The organism is Marinithermus hydrothermalis DSM 14884 (assembly GCF_000195335.1).
Taxonomy (GTDB): Bacteria; Deinococcota; Deinococci; order Deinococcales; family Marinithermaceae; genus Marinithermus; species Marinithermus hydrothermalis.
The window spans coordinates 623025-645068 of record NC_015387.1 but is presented as its reverse complement, the minus strand read 5'-3'; the positions used below and the strand labels follow the sequence as shown (position 1 = coordinate 645068).

The following is a 22044-nucleotide window of genomic DNA, read 5'->3' as shown; positions in this document are numbered from 1 at the left end:
ATCCGGAGGTCGGCATGATCGTCGTCAAGGTCGGTGGATCCGAGGGCATCAACTACGCGGCGGTCGCTGAGGACGCCGCTCGGCTCTGGAAGGAAGGCACGCGGCTCGTCCTGGTGCACGGCGGCTCGGCCGAAACCAACCGCATCGCCGAGGCGCTGGGCCACCCGCCGCGGTTCCTCGAGCACCCCGGCGGCTTGACGAGCCGCCTCACGGACCGCCAGACCCTCGAGATCTTCGAGATGGTCTACTGCGGCAAGGTGAACAAGATGCTCGTCGAGCTGTTGCAGCAACGCGGCGTGAACGCGGTGGGGCTTTCGGGACTGGACGGGCGCGTGCTCGAGGGGCCGCGCAAGAAGGCCGTGAAGTACCTGGAGAACGGCAAGCTCAAGGTGCGGCGCGACACCTACACCGGGACGGTGGAGCGGGTCAACACGCACCTCCTCACGCTCCTCCTGGATCACGGGTACCTCCCGGTCCTCACGCCGCCCGCGATCAGTTACGAAGGCGAGGCGATCAACACGGACGGGGACACCGCCGCGGCGCGCGTGGCCGTGCAGCTTCAGGCCGAGGCCCTGTTGCTCCTCTCGAACGTGCCGGGGCTTTTGCGGAACTACCCGGACGAGTCCAGCCTGATCCCGCGCATCCCGGCGGCGGAGGTGGCGGCCTACATGACCCACGCCGAAGGCCGGATGAAGAAAAAAGTCCTAGGAGCCGCCCAGGCCGTGCAGCACGGCGTGGGGCGCGTGGTCCTCGGGGACGCACGGGTCGAGGCCCCCATCACCCAAGCCCTCGCGGGCCGCGGCACGGTGATCGCATAACCCCTAAGGAGGCGGGTATGAACTGGCTCGAGATCGAGAAACGGTACGACTCTGGCGTATACAACAAGCACGACCTCGTCATCGTCCGGGGCAAGGGCGCGCGCGTGTGGGACCACGAGGGCCGGGAGTACATCGACTGCGTGGGCGGGTACGGCGTCGCGAACGTGGGGCACAGCAACCCCAGCGTGGTGGAGGCCGTCAAGCGCCAGGCCGAGACCCTCATGGTCCTGCCCCAAACCCTCCCCAACGACCGGCGGGCCGAGTTCTACCAGACCCTCGTGGAGCTCACCCCGCCCGGCCTCGAGCGCGTCTTCCCCACCAACTCCGGCGCCGAGGCCAACGAGGCCGCCTTGAAGTTCGCGCGGGCCGCGACGGGCCGCACCAAGTTCGTCGCGGCCATGCGGTCCTTCCACGGGCGCACCCTGGGGGCGCTCTCGGTCACCTGGGAGAAGAAGTACCGCGCGCCGTTCGCGCCGCTCGTGGAGCCGGTCGAGTTCATCCCCTACAACGACGTGGAGGCCCTTCACCGCGCGGTGGACGAGGAGACCGCCGCGCTCATCCTGGAGCCCGTCCAGGGCGAGGGCGGGGTCCGGCCGGCCACGCTCGAGTTCATGCAGGCCGCGCGCGCACGCACCCAGGAGGTCGGGGCCCTCCTCATCCTGGACGAGATCCAGACCGGGTTCGGCCGGACCGGGAAGCTGTTCGCCATGGAGCACTTCGGGATCACGCCGGACATCCTCACCCTCGCCAAAGCGATCGGCGGCGGGGTTCCCATGGGCGCGATGGTCACCACGCACCCGATCGCGGACAAGATGCCCAAGGGCGGGCACGGCACCACCTTCGGCGGGAACCCCCTCGCGATGGCCGCGGGCGTCGCCGCGATGCGGTACATCGCGACGCACCGACTCTGGGAGCGCGCCGCCGAGCTCGGCGCGTGGTTCCTCGAGGCCCTCCGGGAGCTGGACTCCCCCCGGGTGCGCGAGGTCCGCGGGCTCGGCCTCATGATCGGCCTGGAACTCAAGGAGCGGTCCGCGCCCTACATCCAGCGGCTCGAGCAGGAGCACCAAGTTCTGACGCTCGCCGCAGGCCCCAACGTGATCCGCTTCCTGCCGCCCCTCGTGATCGAACGATCGGACCTCGAACGGGTCCTCGAGGCCGTGCGGGAGGTGCTTCGCTAGGGTCATGCCCCGTTGGGCCGTCGCGTGCCTCGTTGTGATTCCCGCCTTAGGCAACCCCCTCCACGAACTCGGTCATTGGATAGGGTACGCCCTCGCGGGAATCCCCGCGGCGTTCTCCTTTAACCGCGTCCTCCCCTTAGCGCCGGAGGGGGCCGGGCTCGCGGGGGTCGCCGGGGGGCCGCTGGCCTCGCTCGCGCTGGCCGGGCTCGGGGTGGTGGTGCTGTACCGAGTCCCTCGCCGGGCCCTTGTGGGCGCGAGCCTCGCGGCCGTCATGGCGTACACCCGCCTCCTGCCCTATCTGCTCTTCGTCCTGGGGATCGTTTCCCCCGCGCAAAACGACGAAGGCATGATCGCACGCGCGTTGGGGTGGCCCCTGTGGAGCGTCTGGCTTCCGTTCGCTCTGGCCTTTTTGGGAATACTGGCGCTGGCGTGGCGCGGCCTTAAGGTCCCGACGGCGCAGCGGCTTGGGTGGTTTGCCTTGCTGTTCGTGGCGTACGCGGCGGCCGCCGCCGTGGAGGTGCTCGTGCTCGACCCCGTGTGGTTTCCCGGCGTAGGCGGATTCGCGCGATAAGGAGAGGTATGGAAACGCTGGACCCCGTGGAGTTTCTAAAGGGCGCCCTCGAGATCCCGAGCCCTTCGGGCGCTGAGCGGCTCGTCGCCGAGTACCTGGCCGAGGGCATGGCCCGCCTCGGGATGAAGGCCTGGGTGGACGAGGCCGATAACGCCCGCGGCCAGCTCGGGGCCGGGCCGGTGCAGGTGGTGCTCTTGGGGCACATCGACACCGTGCCCGGCGAGATCCCGGTGCGCCTTGCGGGAGACAAGCTCTTCGGTCGGGGCGCGGTGGACGCCAAAGGGCCGTTCGTGACCTTCATCCTAGCCGCCGCGGGCCTTCCCCAGGAGGCACTCGAGCGCCTCACGGTTCACCTGGTGGGCGCGACCGAGGAGGAGGTGCCCTCCTCCAAAGGCGCGCGGTACGTGGCGCCCCTGTTGCGCCCGGATTACGTGATCATCGGGGAGCCTTCGGGCTGGGAGGGGATCACGCTCGGGTACAAGGGGCGCCTGCTCGTTCGGGTGCGACGGGAAAAGGACAACTTCCACTCCGCGCACCACGAGCCCAACGCCGCCGAGGAGCTCATCAATTACTTCAACTCGGTGCGCGCCTGGACCGAGGGGCTGAACACCGGCATGCGGCCGTTTGACCAGGTGCAGTACTCGCTGCGCGACTTCCGGATCCACCCCGCCCAGACCAAGCAGGTGGCCGAGCTCTTCTTCGATCTGCGCCTGCCGCCGCGCCTACCCCCGGAAGAAGCCATCCGCCACCTGCTCGCCTACGCGCCGCCCACCCTCGAGCTCGACTTCTTCGGGCGGGAGGTGCCCTACCAAGGCCCTAAGGACACGCCGCTCACCCGCGCTCTGCGCGTCGGGATCCGCAAGGCCGGGGGGCGACCGGTCTTCAAGCTCAAGACCGGCACCTCGGACATGAACGTGCTCGCCCCGCACTGGCCGGTCCCGATGGTCGCGTACGGGCCGGGTGACTCCACGCTGGACCACACCCCCCACGAGCACATCCTCATCCCGGAGTTCCTAAAAGGCATCGAAGCGCTCCGCGAAGCGCTCATTCACCTGGCGCGGCAAACCCCGCCTGCCTAAGCGCCTCGTACACCGCAACCCCCACCGCCACGGACAGGTTCAGGGAACGCACCGGCCCCGGCATCGGGATCACCAGCCGGGGCCAAACCTCGAGGATCTCCGGCGGCAACCCCCGCGTCTCCGGGCCAAACAACAGGTAGTCCCCCGGCCGGTAGGCCACCTCGGTGTAGCGCCGTTCCCCCTTGGTGGTGAAGGCGAAGAGGCGGTCCTGGGGCCCCAACGTCTCGAGAAAGGCCGCCCAGGTGTCGTGCAACACGTACCGCACATGCGGCCAGTAGTCGAGGCCGGCGCGCTTCATCCTCGGATCCCCCCAACGGAACCCGAAGGGCCGCACCAGGTGCAGTTCCGCCCCTACGGCCGCGCAGGTCCGGGCGATGTTCCCCACGTTCTGCGGGATCTCCGGCTGGTACAACACCACGCGCACCACGCCCGTACCATAATCCACGCCTCCCCAAGGCGTCCAACGCCGCTTATGATGGGGGCATGCGGAGCTTTGCCGAGCTCGAGCAGCGCCTCGTGCAGATCGACCGGCGCGGCTACAAGGCCTACAACGAGATCAAGGGCAGCTGGAGCGAGGGGCGGTTCGTCCTCATCGTGGACCACGTTCAGGCCGATCCGTTCGCGACCCCCTCGCGCGTGCGCCTCAGGATCCCGCAGCACATCCACCAGATTCCCCCGGAGCTGTGGGCCTCGACCCCGCGCCGAATCGCCCTGACCGATTACCTCCTGCGGGTGTTCGCCCAGGCGGCGCGGTCCATCCCTCGCGTCGGGGGAACCGGCCACTCCGGCAAGGTGCTGGTGGACGCGGGGGACGCGGAGATCCTCGCGCGCTCGGGCTGTGCGATCAACGAGGAGTACCTGGAGCTGCGCTTCCGCGTGGGCCTGCCCGCCCAGGGGCGCAGCGTGATGGGGCGCAGCGCCGCCCGCCTCCTCACCGAGCACCTGCCGCGCGCGGCGGAGGCGGTCTTCTGGAGCCGCCTGAACCAGAAAGAAGCCTGGACGTGGGTCAAGCTCGCGGAGGACCACGCCCACCTCCAGGCACAGCTCAAGGAACACAAGCTCGTCGCCTTCGTGCGGGACGGCAGCATCCTGCCGCGCGCCTCGGGTGTCTCCAGCGCCCCCTTAAAGGGCGCGCTGCCCTTCGAAAGCCCGCCCAGCCTCCGGGTCACCCTCAAGACCCTGCACCACGGCGAGGTCACCGGGATGGGGATCCCCGAAGGGATCACGCTCATCACCGGCGGGGGGTTCCACGGCAAGACCACCCTCCTCGAGGCCATCCAGTACGGCGTGTACCCCCACATCCCCGGCGACGGACGCGAGTGGGTCGTCACGCGAGCCGACACGGTCAAGATCCGCAGCGAGGACGGACGCAGCGTGGTCGGGGTGGACCTCCGGCCCTTCATCCACGACCTGCCCGGAGGGAAGGACACCGCCGCCTTCACCACGCAGGACGCCTCCGGCTCCACCAGCCTCGCCGCGGCCCTGCTGGAAGCCCTCGAGGCCGGCGCGGGTGTGCTGCTTCTGGACGAGGACACCTCCGCGACGAACCTGTTGATCCGCGACGCCCGCATGCAGCGCCTCGTCCAAAAAGAAACGATCACGCCCTTGATCGACCGGGTGCGGGAAATGCACGAGAAGCTCGGGGTCTCGGTCCTGCTCGTGGTGGGCGGGAGCGGCGACTACCTGGATGTGGCCGACACCGTCATCCTCATGGAGGACTACCGGCCGCGCGAGGTGACGCGCGAAGCCCGCGCGGTCGCCGAAGCCCAACCCACCGGCCGCACGATCGGGGACCCCGCCCACCCCCTCACCGTCACGCCGCGCTGCCCGCTTCCCGAGTCGTTCAATCCCCGCCGTAGCCGCAAGGAGAAGGTGCGGGCCAAGGGGCTGCGCGAGCTGGTGTTCGGGGAGGAGATCATCGACCTCTCCGCACTGGAGCAGCTCGTGGACGACTCCCAAGCCCGCGCGATCGGCGTCCTCCTCAAGCGCCTGCGCTCCGTAGCCCGGCCCGACCTGCCCTTAAAAGAAGCCCTGCAGCTCATCCACCAGGAGGCCAGCATCGAGGGGCTGTTCGCCATGGAGCCCTCCCCCGAGCTGGCCTTGCCCCGATTGTTCGAGGTCGCGGGCGCGGTCAACCGCCTGCGAAGCCTGGAGGTGCGGCAGGCCCGGACCTAGCGCGGCTACGCGATCCCTGTAACCTGTAAGATATAGGGAGAAGCGAGGAGGAAGGCATGCCGTATATTCTCGCCCTCGACCAGGGGACGACCTCGAGCCGCGCCATCGTGTTCGACCTGCACGGCCGGCCCGTCGCCCAAGCGCAGCGGGAGTTCACCCAGCACTACCCGCGCCCTGGATGGGTGGAGCACGACCCCGTGGAGATCTGGGAGACCCAGCTGGCCACCGCTCGCCAAGCCCTGGAGCAGGCCGGGATCTCGGCCCAGGAGGTAGCAGCCCTCGGGATCACGAACCAGCGCGAGACCACCCTCCTCTGGGAGCGCAGCACGGGCCGGCCGGTCGCGAACGCGATCGTCTGGCAGGACCGCCGCACCGCCCCCATCTGCGGGGCCCTCAAGGTCCAGGGCCTCGAGCCTACGGTCCGCGCCAAGACCGGGCTCGTGCTCGACCCGTACTTCTCCGGCACCAAGCTGCGCTGGCTCCTCGAGCAGCACCCTAACCTCAAGGCCCGAGCCGCGTCAGGCGAGCTGGCCTTCGGCACCGTGGACAGCTGGCTCATCTGGAACCTGACCGGCGGCCGGGTCCACGCCACCGACGTGACCAACGCCGCGCGCACCCTGCTCTTCAACATCCACACCCTCTCCTGGGACCCGGAGCTCCTCGAGGCCCTCGAGATCCCCGCCGCCCTCCTCCCCGAGGTGCGGCCCTCCGCGGGGCGCTTCGGGGAGACGGACCCAGCCCTTTTCGGCGCAGCCATCCCCATCACGGGCGTGGCCGGGGACCAGCAGGCGGCCCTGTTCGGCCAGGCCTGCGTGGAGCCGGGCCTGGCGAAGAACACCTACGGCACGGGCGCCTTCGTCGTGATGCACACCGGCGCGCAGGCCGTGACGGGGGACGGGGTGCTCACCACCCTCGCCTGGCAGCTCGAAGGCCACCCCCCCGCGTACGCCCTCGAGGGCTCGATCTTCATCGCGGGAGCCGCGGTGCAGTGGCTTCGGGACGGGCTGGGGATCATCGAGCGCTCCGCGGAGGTCGAGGCCCTGGCGCGCTCGGTCCCCGACGCGGGCGGGGTGTACTTCGTGCCCGCCCTGGTGGGGCTGGGCGCGCCCCACTGGGACCCGTACGCCCGCGGCCTCCTGATCGGCCTAACCCGCGGCACCACCAAGGCCCACATCGCCCGCGCGGCCCTCGAGGCGATCGCGTACCAAACCGCGGACGCCATCCGCGCGATGGAGGCCGCCTCCGGCCTCCGACTCAAGGAGCTGCGCGTGGACGGGGGCGCGGCGGCCAACGACCTCCTCCTCGAGTTCCAAGCGGACCTGTTGAACGCGGCGGTGCTGCGCCCCAAGGTGACGGAGACCACCGCCTTGGGCGCGGCGTACCTCGCCGCGGTGGGGGCCGGGATGCTCAGCGTTCCGGAGGTTCAGGCGCGGTGGGCCCTCGAGCGCCGCTTCGAGCCCCGGATGGACCCCGCCCGGCGCGAGGCGCTCTACGCGGGCTGGCGGCGCGCGGTTGAGCGGGCCCGCGGGTGGAGTTCGGCATGAACACGCGCCAGGCACAGCTTGAGCGCTTGAAGCGGGAGGCGTTCGACCTCCTCGTGATCGGCGGGGGCGCGACCGGCGCGGGCATCGCTTTGGACGCGGCGAGCCGGGGGCTGAAGGTCGCCCTCGTCGAACGGGACGACTTCGCGGCCGGCACCTCCTCGCGCAGCACCAAGCTGATCCACGGCGGGGTGCGGTACCTGGAGCAGGCCGTCAAGCGGCTGGACCGCGTGCAGTTCAACCTGGTGCGGGACGCGCTCCACGAGCGCAGAATCCTCCTCAGGATCGCACCGCACCTCGCGCGCCCCCTGCCGCTCGTCACGCCCCTTTATAGGGTGTGGGAAGCCCCGTACTACTGGTCCGGCCTGAAGCTCTACGACCTGCTCGCGGGCCGGGCGGGGATCGGCTGGAGCCGCTTCCTCCCCCGCCATGAGGCCCTCCGCCGCTTCCCTATCCTGCGCCCTGAGGGGCTCGTGGGGGGGGTGCTGTACTACGACGGGCAGTTCGACGACGCCCGCATGAACCTCGCTATAGTCCTCACCGCGCTCCAGCACGGCGCGGTCGCCGTGAACCACGCGGAGGTCACGGCTCTCCTCAAGCGCGAGGGCCGCGTGCGGGGCGCGACGGTCCGGGACCGAATCACCGGCGAGGCCTTCGAGGTCACGGCCGCCGTTGTGATCAACGCCACCGGCCCCTTCGCCGACGAGGTTCGCCGCCTGGACGACCCCGACGCCCCACCCATCCTCCGGGTCAGCTCGGGCGTGCACCTGGTGCTCGACGCGCGTTTTTCCCCCCCGGACACGGGGCTGCTCATCCCCAGGACGGAGGACGGGCGCGTGCTGTTCGTCCTCCCGTGGCTGGGACACACCCTCGTCGGCACCACGGACGAGCCCGCCACACCCGACCCGCACCCCCCGGTGCGCGAGGAGGAGGTCGAGTACCTGCTGCGACACGTGAACCGGTACTTTAACCTCGAGGTCACCCGCGCGGACATCAAGGCCCGCTGGAGCGGCCTGCGGCCCCTCGTGGCCCGCCCCCAGGAGGCGGACACCGCGCGGCTGGCACGGGACCACGTGATCCTCGAAAGCCCCTCCGGCCTCCTCACGATCACGGGCGGCAAGTGGACCACCTACCGCAAGATGGCCGAGGACGCGGTCACGCACGCGGTGCGACGTGCGGGCCTAACCCCCCAAGGCCCCTGCCGGACCGCGGCGCTTCCTCTCGTGGGCGCCGCGCGCTTCGACCCGAGCGGGGCCGCGCGGCTTGCCGAGGCCTTCGACCTCGCGCCGGACGTCGCCGCTCACCTGCACCACGCCTACGGCGACCAGGCGGAACGGGTGGCGGCCCTCGCAGGGGAAGGGTACGGGGCGCGGCTCGCGCCGGGGCACCCGTACCTCGAGGCCGAGGTGGTGTGGGCGGCCCGGGAGGAGCTCGCCGTGCGCGCCCTGGACGTGCTCGCGCGGCGCACCCGCCTGGCGTTTTTGGATCGAAACGCGGCCTGCGAAGCCCTGGAGCGCGTGGTGGAGTTGCTCGCCGCGGAACTGGGGTGGGACGCGGCGCGCCGTGAAACGGAAACCCGTTGGGCTCAAGCGCGGCTCGAGCGCGCCTTGTGAGGCAAACGTGCGCCCGTCGCTGGTCAGCAAGCCTTTTGGGGCCTATGCTGTGATGTTTGGAGGCATGGGCTTTGGGCCCTAACGTCATGGGAGTGGAGGGTTATGCCCCGTTGGAAGCTGGTGACCGAGTTTACCTTTGACAGCGCGCACTACATCACGGACTACGATGGGCCGTGCGGCCGGATGCACGGGCACACCTACCGGGTGCGGGTGGAAGCCACCTCCGACCGGCTCTACCCCTCGGCGCACACGCCGCACCCGGTGATGGTCGCGGACTTCAAGACGCTACGCTGGGCCAAGAAGGACGTCACCGAAGGCGGGCTGGACCACGCGGTGCTGAACGAGGTCCTGCCCCCCGAGTACGCGACCACCGCCGAGATGATCGCCAAGTACATTCACGACGAGACCAAGCGCCGCCTCCCCGAAGGGGTGCGGCTCAAGGTCACGGTGTGGGAGACCCCCACGAGCTGGGTGGAGTACGAGGATGCGTAAGGGCTACCCCGTGGTGGAGACCTTCCACTCCGTCCAGGGCGAAGGGCACTGGACGGGCACGAGCGCCTTCTTCATCCGGCTCGCGGGGTGCGACGTGGGCTGTTGGTTCTGCGACACCAAGGAAAGCTGGGATATGAGCCAGCACCCCTGGCGCTCCGTGGACGCGCTCGTGGCCGAGGCCCAGGCCGCCTCCCCCGCGATCGTCGTCGTGACCGGTGGGGAGCCCCTCATGCACGACCTCACGCCCCTAAGCCGCGCCCTGCGCGCGGCCGGGCTGCGGGCGCACCTCGAGACCTCGGGCGCCCACCCGTTCAGCGGCGCGTGGGACTGGGTGACGCTCTCCCCCAAGAAGTTCCGCCCACCACACCCCTCCGTCTACCCGCACGTGCACGAGCTGAAGGTCGTGGTCGTGAACCAGAGCGACCTCGCCTGGGCCGAAACCCACGCCGCGCGGGTGCCCCCCACTGCACTTAAGTACCTGCAACCGGAGTGGAGCACCGAAAAAAGCCGGCAACTCATTCTCGAGTACGTCCTGCAGCACCCCGAGTGGCGGGTCAGCCTGCAGACGCACAAGGTACTGGGGGTACGTTGATGAAACCAAAAGCCGTGGCTTTGCTCTCCGGAGGGCTGGACTCCGCCACCGCGGCGGCCCAGGCCCTCGCGGACGGGTACGAGGTCATCGCTCTTTCCTTCGCGTACGGCCAGCGGCACACCCGTGAGCTCACCGCCGCGAAGGAGGTCGCCAAAGCCTTAGGCATTCAGGAGCATTACGTTCTCGAGGTGAACCTCGCGCAGTGGGGCGGCAGCGCCTTGACCGACCCCACGATCCAGGTGCCGACCGGGGGCGTCAACCCGGAGGTGATCCCCCCCACTTACGTACCGGGGCGCAACACGGTCTTTTTGGCCATCGCCCTCTCCCTCGCGGAGGCGCGGGGCGCGGAGGCTATCTACCTGGGAATCAACGCCGTGGATTACTCCGGCTACCCGGACTGCCGGCCGGAGTACCTCGAGGCCTTCCAGCGCCTCGCCAACCTCGCCACCAAGGCCGGCCTGGAGGGGCAGGCCCCCCGGCTCGTCGCGCCTTTGGTGATGGACACGAAGGCGGATATCGTCCGGCGCGCGCTCGCGTTAGGCGTGCCGATCGAACGCACCTGGAGCTGCTACCAGGGGGGCGAGGAACCCTGCGGCTTGTGCGACTCGTGTCGCATCCGCGACCGGGCCTTGATCGAGGCCGGCCGGCCCGACCTCGCCACCCCCAAGGGGCGAGAGTTGTACGCCCAGGAGGCGCGTTAGCTTCACGGGAACCACTCCCCTTCCAGTAGCATTAATGCGAAGGGAGGCGCCTTTCGGGTGGGGAGAGGTTGGCGTTGCTGGGTCACGGCCGGTCTTTTAGTGGGGCTTGCAGCGTGCGCGGGCTCGAAGAGCGGCGCGGAGGTGCGTTGGACCCCCCTCCCCTCGCCTTTCACGCCCGCACGCTGGCTCGAGGCGCCTCTCGCTTACCTGGGCATGCAACTCGCCGTGCAACGGCAAGCCGCGACGCTTGGCCTGCCCTGCCGTTCCCAGGTCCTGGTGTTCAAGGTGCGGCTACGTCCGGGCGTACGGGCATGGACGGATGAGGTGCGCGCGTTGGAGCGGGCGGGGCTCGTACTCGGCAACCGAACCGCGATCGCTAAAAGCCCGTACGTCCGGGTTATGCTCATCGATACGCGCAACGGGGACTGGGTGATCGCCTTGCGGCGCTCGGGAGGGGGGGTCGCGTTGTGGGGGTTGTGCGCCACGCGCTAACCCAAAACGCTCCGGGCGGCCTCCTGGCCGCCCGGGCTTTCTTGGTGGAGCCGAGGGGATTTGAACCCCTGACCTCGTGAGTGCGATTCACGCGCTCTCCCAACTGAGCTACGGCCCCACGCCGCAAGGATTAAGTTAGCACGGAGTCCTGATTTTGTCCAGCCCTCCCCCATCCCGGGTTTAGAATCGAGCTGATGAGCGAAACCGTATGGGCACGCCTCGCCGAACCCTTCCCTCCCGAAGCGATCCAGTGGCGCATCGAAACCCTCTCCAAGGACAAGCGCCGCGCCCTCGTCGTGCCGTACGTGGACGCACGCGCCGTCCTCGAGCGCCTCGACCGGGTGGTGGGGCCCGAGGGGTGGTTCGACGCGTACGAGGTCCTTTCCACCGCGCCCCCCGCGGTCAAGTGCCGCCTGACCGTGCTCGGCATCACCAAGGAGGACGTGGGGGAAGGCGATAGCCTCAAAGCCGCCTTCTCCGACGCCCTGAAACGCGCGGCGGTCAAGTTCGGGGTGGGGCGGGACCTGTACCGGCTGGAGAAGCGGTGGGTAGCTTACGACCCAGAGACCGGCCGCTTCACCCCACCATCCCTTCCAGAAGAGCGCAAACCCGAACCTCAAGAGCTCATCGACCGGCTGGTTGAACGGCTCAAGGACGCCGGGCTGGGGATGGAAGCGGCCCGGATCATCACGCGCTACGGCGGGTACGGCAAGACCCCGGAGGAAACCCGGCGGCTGTACGGGGAACTGCGCAACCTCTTGAAGCAAGCGCATGGTTAAGGTAGTGGCCATCGGGGATGTGCACGCGGCGTTCGGCCGGCTCTGGCAGGCTCTGAAGCGGGCCCAGGCCGCGGACGAGACGCTGTTACCCACCCTGCCCGTGCGCGACGGACGGTACCGGGTCGTCCTCCTCGGGGACCTGATCCACCCCAAGACCGCTGCCCAGTACACGCGCCTCACGGGCCTCGAGCCCTACGACCCCCAAAACCCCGCGCACCTCAAGGCCGCGGCTCGAGCGCAGGTGCGGGGCCTGTGGCGCCTCAAGCGGTACGTGGAGGCCGCCCAGGGGCACGCGATCGTGCTTTTAGGGAACCACGAGGCGGCCGTGCTGGAACGGCACCCTTTGCTCGGGAATGCCTCCGGAATCGTGCACGCCGAGTTCGATCCCGACCGCGGGGGGCTCGCGCTACCGGAGGAACTCCAGGCGTGGATCCACGCCTTTCCCCGAGAGTACCGGCTGCACGGCGTGCACTTCGCCCATGTCGGGCCGGCCCCCTGGCTGCAGGCGTACGACGCGATGTTCTACCAAAGCGACGAAGCGAAGCGCTGGTGGCGCACGCACCCCGAGTACCTCGCGCGCATGGGGTACCGGTTCGGCGTGTACGGGCACACCGCGATGCCCCAAGGCATCCAGATCCTCGAGCCGCACGGCATCGCCTTGATTGACGCGCTGGACCGGAACCAGTACCTCGAGCTCGTCGTAAGCCCTGAGGTGCTGCGCTGGCGGGTGGCGTCCTTTTAACCATCGGCCGCGGCCCGGTTAGAATAGAGGGCAGTATGTTTCAGGTCGGCGACGCCGTAGTGTACCCCGCACAAGGCGCTGGACGCATCGTGGAGGTCGTGGAACGCGAGGTCATGGGGAGCCGTAAACAGTACTACGTGGTGCAGCTCCTCAGCGACGCAGCGCGAATCATGGTCCCCGTGGGGGCCGTACGGGAGGCGGGGTTACGCCCGCCCCTTGCGGCCGCGGAGCTCGAGCGCCTCTGGCAAGCCCTCGCGGAGGACCTGCCCCTCCCCTCGGTGTGGATGCCGCGCTACCGGGAGGAACAGCGCCTTTTAGCCTCCGGTGACCCCTTCAAGCTCGCCGCCCTCGTGGGCACGCTGTACCGCCGCGACCAGGCGAAACCCTTGGCCTCGAGCGAACGCCGCCTGTACGAGGACGCGCTCACCGCCCTCGCTTCGGAGGTCGCGCTGAGCCTGAGCGAGACCCTCGAGGCCGCTAAGGCGCGCGTCATGGGCATGCTCGAGGCCCTCACCCCCAGCCCCTAGCCCGGTGGAACCTTCCACTCCCCCCCTCTACGCGCCGCGCACAGTGCGCGCGCTGCTCGAGCGCTACGGCCTGCGGGCCGACAAGCGCTTCGGGCAGAACTTCCTGGTGGACGGCAACCTGCTCGGCGTGATCGTGCGCACCGCCCAGGTGCGGCCGGGCGAGCGGGTATATGAGGTCGGGCCGGGGCTCGGCACGCTGACGCGAGCCCTTGCGGAAGCGGGCGCAAAAGTCACCGCGATCGAGAAGGACCAACGGCTCCTGCCGGTCCTCGAGGAGACCCTAGCTGGGCTGAACGTGACGGTCGTGCCGGGCGACGCGCTCGCGTACCCCTGGGACGAGGTGCCGCCGGACAGCCTGTTCGTCGCGAACCTGCCGTACAACATCTCCACCCCCCTCCTCACCGCTGTGCTGCGCGCGAACCGCTTCCGGAGGCTGGTGGTGCTGGTGCAAAAAGAGGTAGCGGACCGCCTCGCCGCCCGGCCCGCGACCGAAGCGTACGGCCTGTTGACGCTCCGCGCTCAGTACCACGCCCGCGTGGAGCGCGTCCGGGACTTCCCCCCCCAGGCCTTCTACCCCCAGCCCAACGTGACGAGCACCCTGGTGCGCCTCGAGTCCAAAGGCGTTCCAGACGACCCCGCGTTATTCCGCCTGGTGGAGGCCGCGTTCGCGCAGCGCCGCAAGACCCTCCGGAAGAACCTCGAGGCGGCCGGGTACGCGCGGGAACGGGTCCTGGCCGCCCTCTCAGCCCTCGGCCTGGACCCGCGCGTGCGGGGGGAGGCGCTGGACCTCGAGGCCTTCCAGCGGTTGAAGGCGGCGCTGCTTGGCCCTACGGGGTAACCATCCCTGGTCATCCCGCGGGTGGGCCGCTATAATAGCGGAGTTGCCAAACCCGGCGCTCCCGTGGTGTAAGATGGGAGCACAATTAAATTCGAGGAAACCTGAGGAGGGCAGATGCGGTTTTTCGTAGTGGGCGACGTCTCGGTGGATCTTATCTATTTCTTGGATCGAATCCCGGAAGCGGGGGAGGAGGTCCCTGCCAAACGCGCACTCATGAAACCCGGCGGGGCCGGCGCGACCATCGCCGCGAACCTCGCCAGCTTAGGGCACAAGGTGTTCTTAGCGGCACGCGTCGGCAAAGATTCATTCAGCGACCTGGCCCTCTCGAGGATCAAACAAACCGGGGTCGAGCTCAAGCACCTTCAGGAGGACGCGGAGCACACCACCTCCTCCGTGCTGATCTTCGTGGTCTCGGGCGGGGAGCGCTCCATGGTCTCGCACCCCGGTGCAAACCGGTACCTGGACGCCTCCGAGTTCCGGCCGCGCTCCCTGGATCAGATCGACGGCCTGGTCGTCTCCGCGTACGCCCTCGCGGGCGGTCCCCAACGCGAGTACGCCGTAAAGGCCCTTAACGCCGCTAAAAAACGCAACATCCCCATCTTCGCGGACCTCGGTAGCGGCGCGGTCCGCATCGCGGGCAAGGAGCTCTTAGAGTACCTCAAAGGCGTGGACTACCTCTTGATGAACCAGCACGAGCTCCTCACCCTGACCGGCGCGAGCTCCATCAGCGAAGGCGTGCAGGCCCTACACGCCTACGAACTACAACGCGTCATCGTCAAGGTCGGCCCCCTCGGCTCGATCGTCGTCACACCGGAGGAGCAGGAGCTCGTCGAACCGTACCCCGTGGAAGGCGTGGTGGACTCGACCGGCGCAGGCGACGCGTACACCGCGGCGTTCGCCCACGCGATCCTCGAAGGCCACGACCTCCTCACCGCGGCCCGCATGGCGAACATCGCCGGAGCCCTAGTCACGACCGCCGTGGGCGCTCAAGGCCGGCTCATCACCCGCGAGGACCTCGAGACCCCCCTTCACGCCGCGAAGTAAGCGCGCAACGCCTCGAGGAACACCAGCCCCGCCCGCCCGCTCTTCTCCGGGTGGAACTGCGGGGCGACCACAAGTCCGCGAGCGTACACGGCGGTGAAAGGCGTACCCGCGTACTCGCTGGTCCCGACCGTGCCGTCCACGACCGGGCCGTAGTACGAGTGCACGAAGTAAAAGTGCCGTCCCTCGAGGGACGCAAACGCGCTATCGGGGTCAAAGCGCACCGGGTTCCAACCCATGTGCGGCACCTTGCGCGCCGCAAAGCGCCGGACGGTACCCGGAATCACGCCCAGCCCAGGATGCCCCGGCGCTTCCTCCGACCCCTCGTACAATAGCTGCAGCCCCACGCAGATCCCCAGAAACGGCCTGCCCGCCTCGAGGTGCGCGCGCACCGCCTCCTCAAACCCCGAGGCCCTGAACGCCCCCATCACCTGACCGAAATGCCCCTGGCCGGGCAAAACGAGCAGCTCGGCGCGGGCCGCCTCCCGCGGATCAGCGGAGACCCGCACCCGAAACCCGGCGGCCTCGAGCGCCTTAGCCGCCGAGCGTAGGTTGCCGGAACCGTAATCGATCAACAACGCCCGCATCGCGTTTACAGCACCTCTTTCGTGCTTGGCAAATCCGCCCGCGTCAAGCGCGTCGCCTGGAACAACGCCCGCGCGAGCGCCTTGAAGCTCGCCTCGATCACGTGATGCGCCTCGCGCCCCGCGAGGACTCGAAGGTGCAGCGTCAACCCCGCGTGGTTCACCAATCCCCGCAAGAACTCGCGCAGGTGAAACACGTTCACGCCCCCCGGCGCCCCCACCACCTCGAGCCGCTCCGGCTCAAAGGCCAGGTGCGGACGCCCCGAAACATCCAGCACCACGTGCACCAGCGTCTCATCCATCGGAGCGAACGCGTCCGCGTACCGCTCGATACCCCGCGCGTCCCCCACCGCCTGCTTCACGGCCTGCCCCAAGGTAATCCCCACGTCCTCCACCAGGTGGTGCACGTCCACCTCGAGATCCCCCTGGGCGCGCACCTCGAGGTGAAACCGGCCGTGTCGTTGGAGCTGGAGGAGCATGTGGTCCAGGAAAGGCAGGCCAGTACGAACCTCGCCCCCGACCGGCCCGTCAAGGCCCAGCTCGAGCTGCACCTGGGTTTCGGTGGTGTGGCGTACGATCCGGGCGTTACGCATCCTCCTTCGTCCCTTCCCGCCCCAACTCAAAGGCCGCCTTGAGGAAGGCATCGTTCTCCACCGGCGTGCCGATCGAGACGCGGATGCACCCCTCGAACCCCGGGTAGTGATCCTGGCGCCGCACCAAAATCCCCCGCGCGAGCAGCTCCTTGTACGCCACCTCCGCGTCCGGCGTGCGAATGAGGAGGAAGTTCGCGTGGCTTGGGTAGGCCTTCCAGGTAGGGTGCGCCTTGAGCTCCACAAAGACCCGCTCCCGCTCCCGCCGGATGCGTTCCGTGTGCTCCGCGACGTACCCGGGGTGCTCCAGGACCGTTTGGAGGAGGGCCGCGGTCGTGGCGGGGATCACGAAGGGCGGCAAGAGGTTCTGCACCACCTCCGCGATCTCCTCGGAGGCGAGCAAATACCCCACGCGTACCCCCGCAAGCCCCCAGGCCTTGGAGAAGGTGCGGAGGATCGCCACATGCCCCTGACCCTGCGCCTGGCGCTTGAAGTGCGCGGGCGCGAACTGGTAGTAGGCCTCGTCCACCACCATCAACCAGCCGTACGTGCTGGCCGCGTCCGCAAGCTGACTCAAGGCGTCTGGGGAGTAGAAGGTACCGGTGGGCGCGTGCGGGTTGGGGATGAACAGCACGCCGGGCGTCTCCGCCTCCCGCATCGCGGCCACCAGCGCCTCCACCGGCAGGGTGAACCCCTCCCCTAAAGGCACCGCCTGGTAGGGGGTGGCAGTCAACGTCGCGGAGAGCTTGTAGTGCGGGAAGGAAGGCTCGAGGTCCAGCACCCGCTGAGCGGCGGCGACCAGGGTCTGGATCAGAACGTTCGATCCCGGGGCGAGCACCACCCCGCGTTCGCTCCACCCCTCAAAATCAGCGACCGTCTCCCGCAACGTCTCGGCGTGCATCTCGGGGTAGCGGTTGAAGGGAAGGGTCGCGAGGCGCTCGAGCACCGCCCGTTTCACTTCCTCGGGAAGGTCGTAGGGGCTCTCGTTCTGATCAAGCTTGATCGGCGCCTGCACCTTTGCGTACGGGTAACGCGGTATCGCGGCAACGTGTGGCTTGAAGGCCTTCACAAACTGGATTCTACCCTAAGAAGGTACGTCCTCGTGCGAACACCCCCAGGAACCCGAGCGCATAAGCGAAAAACGGCATCCCGCCTCACCATCCCGCACGAAACGGGCCGGTACACTAGAGCCCATGCGCCTCGGCATCGTCGCGTACCCGGGCCTGGGAGGGAGCGGTGTGGTCGCCGCCGACCTCGCGCACCGCCTAGCCCTGCGGGGACACGCGGTCGTGATGCTCGCTACGCGCCGCCCGTTCCGGCTCCCGGAGAACTCCCCGGTCCGGTTCGTGCAGGTCGAGCTCCCCAACTACCCGGTCTTCCCCGGCCCCCTCTACACGCTCTCTCTCGCGGGTGCGCTGCGTCGCGCCGCGCGGGAGTGGGGGCTGGAGGTCATCCACACCCACTACGCGATCCCGCACGCCGCCGCCGCTCACCTGGCGGCCTCTGGCGCGGCGCTCGTGCACACCCTGCACGGCACCGACGTGAACCTACTGGGCCTAGACCCCGCGTTTCGCGAGGTGACGGCCCTCGCGCTCCAGACCGCGGCGGGCGTGAGCGCGGTCTCCCACTCCCTAGCAGCCCAAGCCCGGGTCGTCTACGGCGTTCACCCCGTAGTTATTCCCAACGCGGTGGACCCCGAGCGCTTCCACCCCCGGCCCTACCTCAAGTCCCGCTACGTCGAGGCTGGGGAAGCCATGCTGCTGCACGCCTCGAACTTCCGTCCCATCAAACGCGTTCCCGACATCGTGCGGGCCTTCGCCAAGGTCGTGCGGCGCGGGGTGCGCGCCCGGCTCGTACTGCTGGGGGATGGACCGGAAAAACCCCACGTCGAACGAACCGTACGGGAACTAGGGGTCGAGCGCCACGTCACCTTCCTCCCCCCCACCCAACACCCCGAGGAGGTCATCGGGGCCGCGGACCTTTTCCTACTGCACTCGCAGGAGGAGTCCTTCGGCCTCGCAGCCCTCGAGGCCCTCGCCTCGGGCGTGCCGGTGGTCGCCGCGCGCGTCGGGGGCCTCTCGGAAGTCGTGCGGGACGGGGTCACGGGCCGCCTCGTCGAGCTGGGGGACGTCGAGGCGCAGGCCGAGGCCATCACGGCCCTCCTAACCTCCCCTGAGCTGCCCAGAATGCGCCGCGCAGCGCGGGAGGACGCGGTGGCGCGGTTTCACCCGGACTCCGTAACGAAGCGCTACGAAGCCCTTTATGCTGAGGTTCTCTTCAAAGCCTAAACTAGGATAAAGAAACTTTCTAGGGAAAGGATTAGTTCTTTTCTTCTTCTCCTGTAGGACTTTGCCGGCCTAAAACATTAGGCCGTTCTTCGCTTCCGACCGTCTAGGTGAACCCTCAACCTCTGTAGGTCGGTGCACTGAGCACGCGCCGCAGAAGCCTCAACGCGCAAAAGCTAGGACATGCTCCGCTTTTCAAAACCGAGGAGCCCTCCTTCTACAACAAATACCTTCGTGTGCTACTTGATCTGGACCCCCAAGATGTGAAAGAAGGGGGGTGCTATGGACTCCAACCGGGAGCACCCCCTTTACTATCTTGACGCGGAAACCCTTCTGGTGGATACCTACATCTGGGTGGATGACGAACTCAAGGCCTTGCAAGCTCAGGGCTTCAACCCCCCCCCAAAGCAAAAGCACCAGAAGGCCACCCTGGCCGAGCTCCTGACCCTCGCCATCTTTTTGCTCCTCCAGGGCCAGGACCTCGCCAAAGGCTACCTGGCCGCCAAAACCACCCTGAAGGCTTACTTCCCCTCCCTCCCCCACCTCTCCCGCTTCTACCGGGTCCTTCAGAAGGCCCAGGGGCTGTCGGCCTGCCTCGCTACGCGCCTTGCTGGCGGAGAAGGACTTTTGCAGGTGGTGGACCTCAAGCCTATCCCCCTGGCCCACGGCCACCGCATCCACGGCCTCTCTCTTCCCGAGGCCGCGATGGGGGTAGGACCTCTGGGGGCTTTTGGAGGCTACGTCCTCATGCCGGTGATGAACGAGCGGGGTCTCTTCTTTCGTTGGGCCATTCTCCCCGGTAATGCCCGGAATACCTGGGGAAGGGACCTCCTGGACGGTTTACCCGCGGTCCTCGGGGACCGGGGTCTTCGCTGGGTCCAGGGGGTCAAGACGCCACCCTATCGGGTCAGGGGAGGAACGGTGGTGGAGACGGGGTGGAGAGGGTGGATGGGAAGGGTACGGAACTGGATTGAGACGCGGTTTAGCGTGATGGTGCGGTCTTTGGGGCTTCATCGGATAGAGGCCCGGTCCTACTGGGGTCTGGTGGCCCGGGTGAACCTCATCCTGCTCGTTCACAACCTCATACGTAGCCGGGTGCTTCTCAGGATGGCCGGGGTGGAGCTATGAGGTAGCACACGAAGGAATCAACCTCTTCCTAGGCCCACGTGGGAGGGCGACACCCTCCCTTCCAAAAGCAGCGTGCGGCCAGCGTAACGCGACAGCGGTGTTGTGATGAAAATCACAGGATGGGATGAAGGGGGGTGCTATGCCTTAATAGCGGAGGTAATCTATGAGACGCATACTTCTTATAAGTGTTTTAGGTCTTTTACTTGCGGCATGCAACCAAAACGCTACTTCCGGCAGCAAGCCCGCCCCCTCCCCCAAGAACGCTAAGGTTACCGTCTCCGTAACTTTCCCTGAATCCCCTAGCGAAGCACCGTACAGCGGCCTTTCCAGTATTTGGGAGCTTTTCTCTAACGATCCCAAGGACATCCAGCCCACCGGAGCGCCAAGCAGCTCCCAAAAGGCCGTCATTACGGTCTACGAGGGAAGCACGCCCGTGACCTCCGCTACCGTGGATCGCTACAATCCCACCGCCACTGTCCTCCTGCCTGCGGGAAAATCGTACCGATTCGAAGCTTCCGTAAAAGATTACAGTGACGTCGAGGTGGCCTGGGGTGAGGCAACCCAAGCCATATCGGGCGATACGAGCGTCACCCTTTCCGTACAAACCATCCTACGCAGTGCGTTGCTGATTCCCGTAGGAGGATTAACGGCCAATAACTCCGAAGTCGATGTGTTTATTTACCCCTTAACCGGGATCACCGGGGCTAGCGTGCCCGCGACCGATTACGAGGTCACCTACACGGTGCAAGGCGGCACGATCCTCGACCAAAACAAGCGGGGTGTCCGGATCGCTTGGGACGGTACGAGTGACCCGGTCACCGTTACAGCACAAGTCAGCGGCCTCGGGGAGGATCACAACCCGGTCACGATCGAAAGGGTGTACAACATCACGCCAGCGACCGGGCAAGGTGCGCCGCTTTCCATCACGGGGCTCCTCCCCAACTGGCCCAGTCCCTTCCAAGCCAAGGTCACGGCTCTCGATGTTTTCGGCGCTCCCATCTACGAAACGCCGGTGGGAACGGACGGGAGCTTTAGCCTTCAGCTCCCTGGTGGGGACGCACTAACCCCTATCGCCATCGACCTGTCCGAACTGTTCGCTGTCTTACCTCAGGCCGGTTGCACCGTCTTCTGGACGACCGAGCCCGCACCGCTCCTCAACGCCACGCTGGTCCCCGGACAATTCTGGATCAAGGATCAATTCACTGACAGCCACCTCGGCACAGCTCTCCTCACCGTCAGCGGGTATACCCTAGATGCAGCGTTCCTGTACGTGGACCGCAGTGTACAAGCAGAAGGAAACGCCACTTGCATCGCACCTGATGATCGGATCATAACGGTGACCGTTAACCTCAATCTGGAGGCCGGATGGAACCTCGTCGTGAGCACCGGTGATCCATACTCCTACCTCACCGTCACCGGAACCCCCCTTAACGGGTCCTTCCAAGCCCCCTACACCACCCCCTATCACGTGATCGACTGGACCCTCCAATGGCATACCACCATTACAGACCTCTCGATCAGCGCGGTTCCCCAAAGCTGGGCTCCTTCCGAAGGAGGCTCCTTCTACAGTACCTTCACCGTGACCAACAACGGCCCCACCAGCCTTTCGAGCGTACAGGTCGCCCTCGACGTCCCGTCGGGAGTGACTAACTTCTATGTTGATGTACCCAACGGTTGGTTTGATAGCTACAGCAACATCGTATACCTTTACGACTCTCTAGCTCCCGGGGATAACACTAGCTTCACGGTGAACGGTACAACCACCAGCGGCACCGCCGGGCAAACCCTCACGCTGAGCGCTACCATCCAAACCGACTACCTCACGGACACCAACCCGAACGACAACACCGCTATCGTCACCATCACACCGCAAGGCGGCAGCAACGCCAACGTCAGTGTGGGGATGGACCTGGATCCCCCCGCCGTCTGGTTCCTCTCCCCGTCTCCAGGGGAAGTCATCCCACAAGGCTCGACCTACACGGTGCAAATCGAGGTTTGGGACAGCAGTTCCGGCGAAAGCTCCACCCCCGACGTAACCGAGATCGAGCTCTACGATGGCGCCCAGCGCCTGGGAGCGCTGAGCAGCGGTGAGATCGTGTTCAACCCCACCACAAACGCCTACGAGTTCGTCTGGGATTTGACCACCGCTTCCCCCAAACGCCACTACCTGACCGTATTCGCTTACGATACGGCGGGGAACGTAGGGCAAGCAGAGATCTCGGTCCAGGTACAGTAGCGAAAAACACAACCCGGCCCCGGAGCGCTCCGGGGCCGGGCC

23 protein-coding genes and 1 tRNA gene are annotated in these 22044 nt (G+C 67.5%); 19 read left to right on the top strand and 5 right to left on the bottom strand.

Annotated elements, in window-relative coordinates:
* Positions 1-14: 14 nt before the first annotated feature.
* The 4 genes from MARKY_RS03395 to MARKY_RS03380 are packed head-to-tail and all read left to right on the top strand — an operon-like array spanning position 15 to position 3646.
* Positions 15-818 (top strand): [LysW]-aminoadipate kinase, encoded by an 804-nt coding sequence (locus MARKY_RS03395; protein ID WP_013703468.1) that lies wholly within the window; start codon positions 15-17, stop codon positions 816-818.
* A 17-nt stretch (positions 819-835) separates the two neighbouring features.
* Positions 836-1996, top strand: a complete 1161-nt coding sequence (gene lysJ, locus MARKY_RS03390) for a [LysW]-aminoadipate semialdehyde transaminase LysJ (protein ID WP_013703467.1) — start codon at positions 836-838, stop codon at positions 1994-1996.
* Positions 1997-2000: 4 nt separating this feature from the next.
* Positions 2001-2567: a hypothetical protein gene (locus MARKY_RS03385; protein WP_013703466.1), complete on the top strand. Its 567-nt coding sequence runs from the start codon at positions 2001-2003 to the stop codon at positions 2565-2567.
* A gap of 8 nt (positions 2568-2575) precedes the next feature.
* A complete protein-coding gene (locus MARKY_RS03380; protein ID WP_013703465.1) occupies positions 2576-3646 on the top strand; it encodes a [LysW]-lysine hydrolase in 1071 nt (356 codons plus the stop codon).
* On the opposite strand, the gene MARKY_RS03375 is transcribed toward MARKY_RS03380, so the two are convergent.
* Positions 3612-4073 carry a tRNA (cytidine(34)-2'-O)-methyltransferase gene (locus tag MARKY_RS03375; RefSeq protein ID WP_041657800.1) on the bottom strand — a complete coding sequence of 154 codons (462 nt, stop codon included), beginning with the start codon at positions 4071-4073 and terminating at the stop codon, positions 3612-3614. The genes MARKY_RS03380 and MARKY_RS03375 overlap by 35 nt on opposite strands.
* 56 nt (positions 4074-4129) lie before the next feature.
* Between MARKY_RS03375 and MARKY_RS03370 the strand changes: the two genes are divergently transcribed.
* From MARKY_RS03370 to MARKY_RS03340, 7 genes are all read left to right on the top strand, one after another.
* On the top strand, positions 4130-5821 hold the full coding sequence (locus MARKY_RS03370) for an ABC-ATPase domain-containing protein (RefSeq protein ID WP_013703463.1): 1692 nt from the start codon (positions 4130-4132) through the stop codon (positions 5819-5821).
* A gap of 56 nt (positions 5822-5877) precedes the next feature.
* A complete protein-coding gene (gene glpK / locus MARKY_RS03365) occupies positions 5878-7365 on the top strand; it encodes a glycerol kinase GlpK (protein ID WP_013703462.1) in 1488 nt (495 codons plus the stop codon).
* On the top strand, positions 7362-8975 hold the full coding sequence (locus MARKY_RS03360) for an FAD-dependent oxidoreductase (RefSeq protein ID WP_013703461.1): 1614 nt from the start codon (positions 7362-7364) through the stop codon (positions 8973-8975). The genes glpK and MARKY_RS03360 overlap by 4 nt, the downstream gene beginning before the upstream one ends.
* A gap of 102 nt (positions 8976-9077) precedes the next feature.
* On the top strand, positions 9078-9467 hold the full coding sequence (locus tag MARKY_RS03355) for a 6-pyruvoyl trahydropterin synthase family protein (protein ID WP_013703460.1): 390 nt from the start codon (positions 9078-9080) through the stop codon (positions 9465-9467).
* Positions 9460-10059: a 7-carboxy-7-deazaguanine synthase QueE gene (locus MARKY_RS03350; RefSeq protein ID WP_013703459.1), complete on the top strand. Its 600-nt coding sequence runs from the start codon at positions 9460-9462 to the stop codon at positions 10057-10059. The genes MARKY_RS03355 and MARKY_RS03350 overlap by 8 nt, the downstream gene beginning before the upstream one ends.
* Entirely contained in the window at positions 10059-10760 is a 702-nt protein-coding gene (gene queC, locus MARKY_RS03345) for a 7-cyano-7-deazaguanine synthase QueC (RefSeq protein WP_013703458.1), read from the top strand. The genes MARKY_RS03350 and queC overlap by 1 nt, the downstream gene beginning before the upstream one ends.
* Positions 10761-10901: 141 nt before the next feature.
* Positions 10902-11252 carry a hypothetical protein gene (locus tag MARKY_RS03340; RefSeq protein WP_148230396.1) on the top strand — a complete coding sequence of 117 codons (351 nt, stop codon included), beginning with the start codon at positions 10902-10904 and terminating at the stop codon, positions 11250-11252.
* A gap of 42 nt (positions 11253-11294) precedes the next feature.
* Here the strand turns inward: MARKY_RS03340 and MARKY_RS03335 are convergent.
* Positions 11295-11370 (bottom strand) — tRNA-Ala (locus MARKY_RS03335).
* 76 nt (positions 11371-11446) lie between these two features.
* Between MARKY_RS03335 and MARKY_RS03330 the strand changes: the two genes are divergently transcribed.
* From MARKY_RS03330 to MARKY_RS03310, 5 genes are all read left to right on the top strand, one after another.
* Positions 11447-12031 (top strand): Rad52/Rad22 family DNA repair protein, encoded by a 585-nt coding sequence (locus MARKY_RS03330; RefSeq protein ID WP_013703456.1) that lies wholly within the window; start codon positions 11447-11449, stop codon positions 12029-12031.
* Positions 12024-12773 carry a metallophosphoesterase gene (locus MARKY_RS03325; protein ID WP_013703455.1) on the top strand — a complete coding sequence of 250 codons (750 nt, stop codon included), beginning with the start codon at positions 12024-12026 and terminating at the stop codon, positions 12771-12773. Before MARKY_RS03330 ends, MARKY_RS03325 begins: the two co-directional genes overlap by 8 nt.
* 35 nt (positions 12774-12808) lie before the next feature.
* Positions 12809-13300 carry a CarD family transcriptional regulator gene (locus tag MARKY_RS03320; RefSeq protein ID WP_013703454.1) on the top strand — a complete coding sequence of 164 codons (492 nt, stop codon included), beginning with the start codon at positions 12809-12811 and terminating at the stop codon, positions 13298-13300.
* 4 nt (positions 13301-13304) lie between these two features.
* The gene (gene rsmA, locus MARKY_RS03315) at positions 13305-14138 is read left to right on the top strand and encodes a 16S rRNA (adenine(1518)-N(6)/adenine(1519)-N(6))-dimethyltransferase RsmA (protein WP_013703453.1); all 834 of its coding nucleotides are present in this window, start codon (positions 13305-13307) and stop codon (positions 14136-14138) included.
* A gap of 114 nt (positions 14139-14252) precedes the next feature.
* Positions 14253-15182: a carbohydrate kinase family protein gene (locus MARKY_RS03310; protein WP_013703452.1), complete on the top strand. Its 930-nt coding sequence runs from the start codon at positions 14253-14255 to the stop codon at positions 15180-15182.
* Here the strand turns inward: MARKY_RS03310 and hisH are convergent.
* From hisH to MARKY_RS03295, 3 genes are read right to left on the bottom strand one after another with little or no spacing between them, the layout of a single operon-like run.
* The gene (hisH, locus tag MARKY_RS03305) at positions 15167-15766 is read right to left on the bottom strand and encodes an imidazole glycerol phosphate synthase subunit HisH (RefSeq protein ID WP_013703451.1); all 600 of its coding nucleotides are present in this window, start codon (positions 15764-15766) and stop codon (positions 15167-15169) included. The genes MARKY_RS03310 and hisH overlap by 16 nt on opposite strands.
* Before the next feature lie 5 nt (positions 15767-15771).
* Positions 15772-16356, bottom strand: a complete 585-nt coding sequence (gene hisB / locus MARKY_RS03300) for an imidazoleglycerol-phosphate dehydratase HisB (RefSeq protein ID WP_013703450.1) — start codon at positions 16354-16356, stop codon at positions 15772-15774.
* Entirely contained in the window at positions 16349-17368 is a 1020-nt protein-coding gene (locus MARKY_RS03295; RefSeq protein ID WP_425357340.1) for a pyridoxal phosphate-dependent aminotransferase, read from the bottom strand. The genes hisB and MARKY_RS03295 overlap by 8 nt, the downstream gene beginning before the upstream one ends.
* A 178-nt stretch (positions 17369-17546) precedes the next feature.
* Between MARKY_RS03295 and bshA the strand changes: the two genes are divergently transcribed.
* The 3 genes from bshA to MARKY_RS03280 all read left to right on the top strand — a co-directional run bounded on the left by bshA (position 17547) and on the right by MARKY_RS03280 (position 22002).
* Positions 17547-18641 carry an N-acetyl-alpha-D-glucosaminyl L-malate synthase BshA gene (gene bshA / locus MARKY_RS03290; protein WP_013703448.1) on the top strand — a complete coding sequence of 365 codons (1095 nt, stop codon included), beginning with the start codon at positions 17547-17549 and terminating at the stop codon, positions 18639-18641.
* Positions 18642-18920: 279 nt separating this feature from the next.
* Entirely contained in the window at positions 18921-19766 is an 846-nt protein-coding gene (locus MARKY_RS03285) for a transposase (protein WP_013703447.1), read from the top strand.
* A 448-nt stretch (positions 19767-20214) separates the two neighbouring features.
* Positions 20215-22002 carry an Ig-like domain-containing protein gene (locus MARKY_RS03280; protein WP_148230395.1) on the top strand — a complete coding sequence of 596 codons (1788 nt, stop codon included), beginning with the start codon at positions 20215-20217 and terminating at the stop codon, positions 22000-22002.
* The last annotated feature ends 42 nt before the right edge of the window (positions 22003-22044 follow it).

Coding starts and splice junctions, on each gene's coding strand:
- MARKY_RS03395 (WP_013703468.1), top strand. CDS start 15: ATGATCGTCGTCAAGGTCGGTGGATCCGAGGGCATCAACTACGCGGCG.
- lysJ (WP_013703467.1), top strand. CDS start 836: ATGAACTGGCTCGAGATCGAGAAACGGTACGACTCTGGCGTATACAAC.
- MARKY_RS03385 (WP_013703466.1), top strand. CDS start 2,001: ATGCCCCGTTGGGCCGTCGCGTGCCTCGTTGTGATTCCCGCCTTAGGC.
- MARKY_RS03380 (WP_013703465.1), top strand. CDS start 2,576: ATGGAAACGCTGGACCCCGTGGAGTTTCTAAAGGGCGCCCTCGAGATC.
- MARKY_RS03370 (WP_013703463.1), top strand. CDS start 4,130: ATGCGGAGCTTTGCCGAGCTCGAGCAGCGCCTCGTGCAGATCGACCGG.
- glpK (WP_013703462.1), top strand. CDS start 5,878: ATGCCGTATATTCTCGCCCTCGACCAGGGGACGACCTCGAGCCGCGCC.
- MARKY_RS03360 (WP_013703461.1), top strand. CDS start 7,362: ATGAACACGCGCCAGGCACAGCTTGAGCGCTTGAAGCGGGAGGCGTTC.
- MARKY_RS03355 (WP_013703460.1), top strand. CDS start 9,078: ATGCCCCGTTGGAAGCTGGTGACCGAGTTTACCTTTGACAGCGCGCAC.
- MARKY_RS03350 (WP_013703459.1), top strand. CDS start 9,460: ATGCGTAAGGGCTACCCCGTGGTGGAGACCTTCCACTCCGTCCAGGGC.
- queC (WP_013703458.1), top strand. CDS start 10,059: ATGAAACCAAAAGCCGTGGCTTTGCTCTCCGGAGGGCTGGACTCCGCC.
- MARKY_RS03330 (WP_013703456.1), top strand. CDS start 11,447: ATGAGCGAAACCGTATGGGCACGCCTCGCCGAACCCTTCCCTCCCGAA.
- MARKY_RS03325 (WP_013703455.1), top strand. CDS start 12,024: ATGGTTAAGGTAGTGGCCATCGGGGATGTGCACGCGGCGTTCGGCCGG.
- MARKY_RS03320 (WP_013703454.1), top strand. CDS start 12,809: ATGTTTCAGGTCGGCGACGCCGTAGTGTACCCCGCACAAGGCGCTGGA.
- MARKY_RS03310 (WP_013703452.1), top strand. CDS start 14,253: ATGCGGTTTTTCGTAGTGGGCGACGTCTCGGTGGATCTTATCTATTTC.
- hisH (WP_013703451.1), bottom strand. CDS start 15,766: ATGCGGGCGTTGTTGATCGATTACGGTTCCGGCAACCTACGCTCGGCG.
- hisB (WP_013703450.1), bottom strand. CDS start 16,356: ATGCGTAACGCCCGGATCGTACGCCACACCACCGAAACCCAGGTGCAG.
- bshA (WP_013703448.1), top strand. CDS start 17,547: ATGCGCCTCGGCATCGTCGCGTACCCGGGCCTGGGAGGGAGCGGTGTG.
- MARKY_RS03285 (WP_013703447.1), top strand. CDS start 18,921: ATGGACTCCAACCGGGAGCACCCCCTTTACTATCTTGACGCGGAAACC.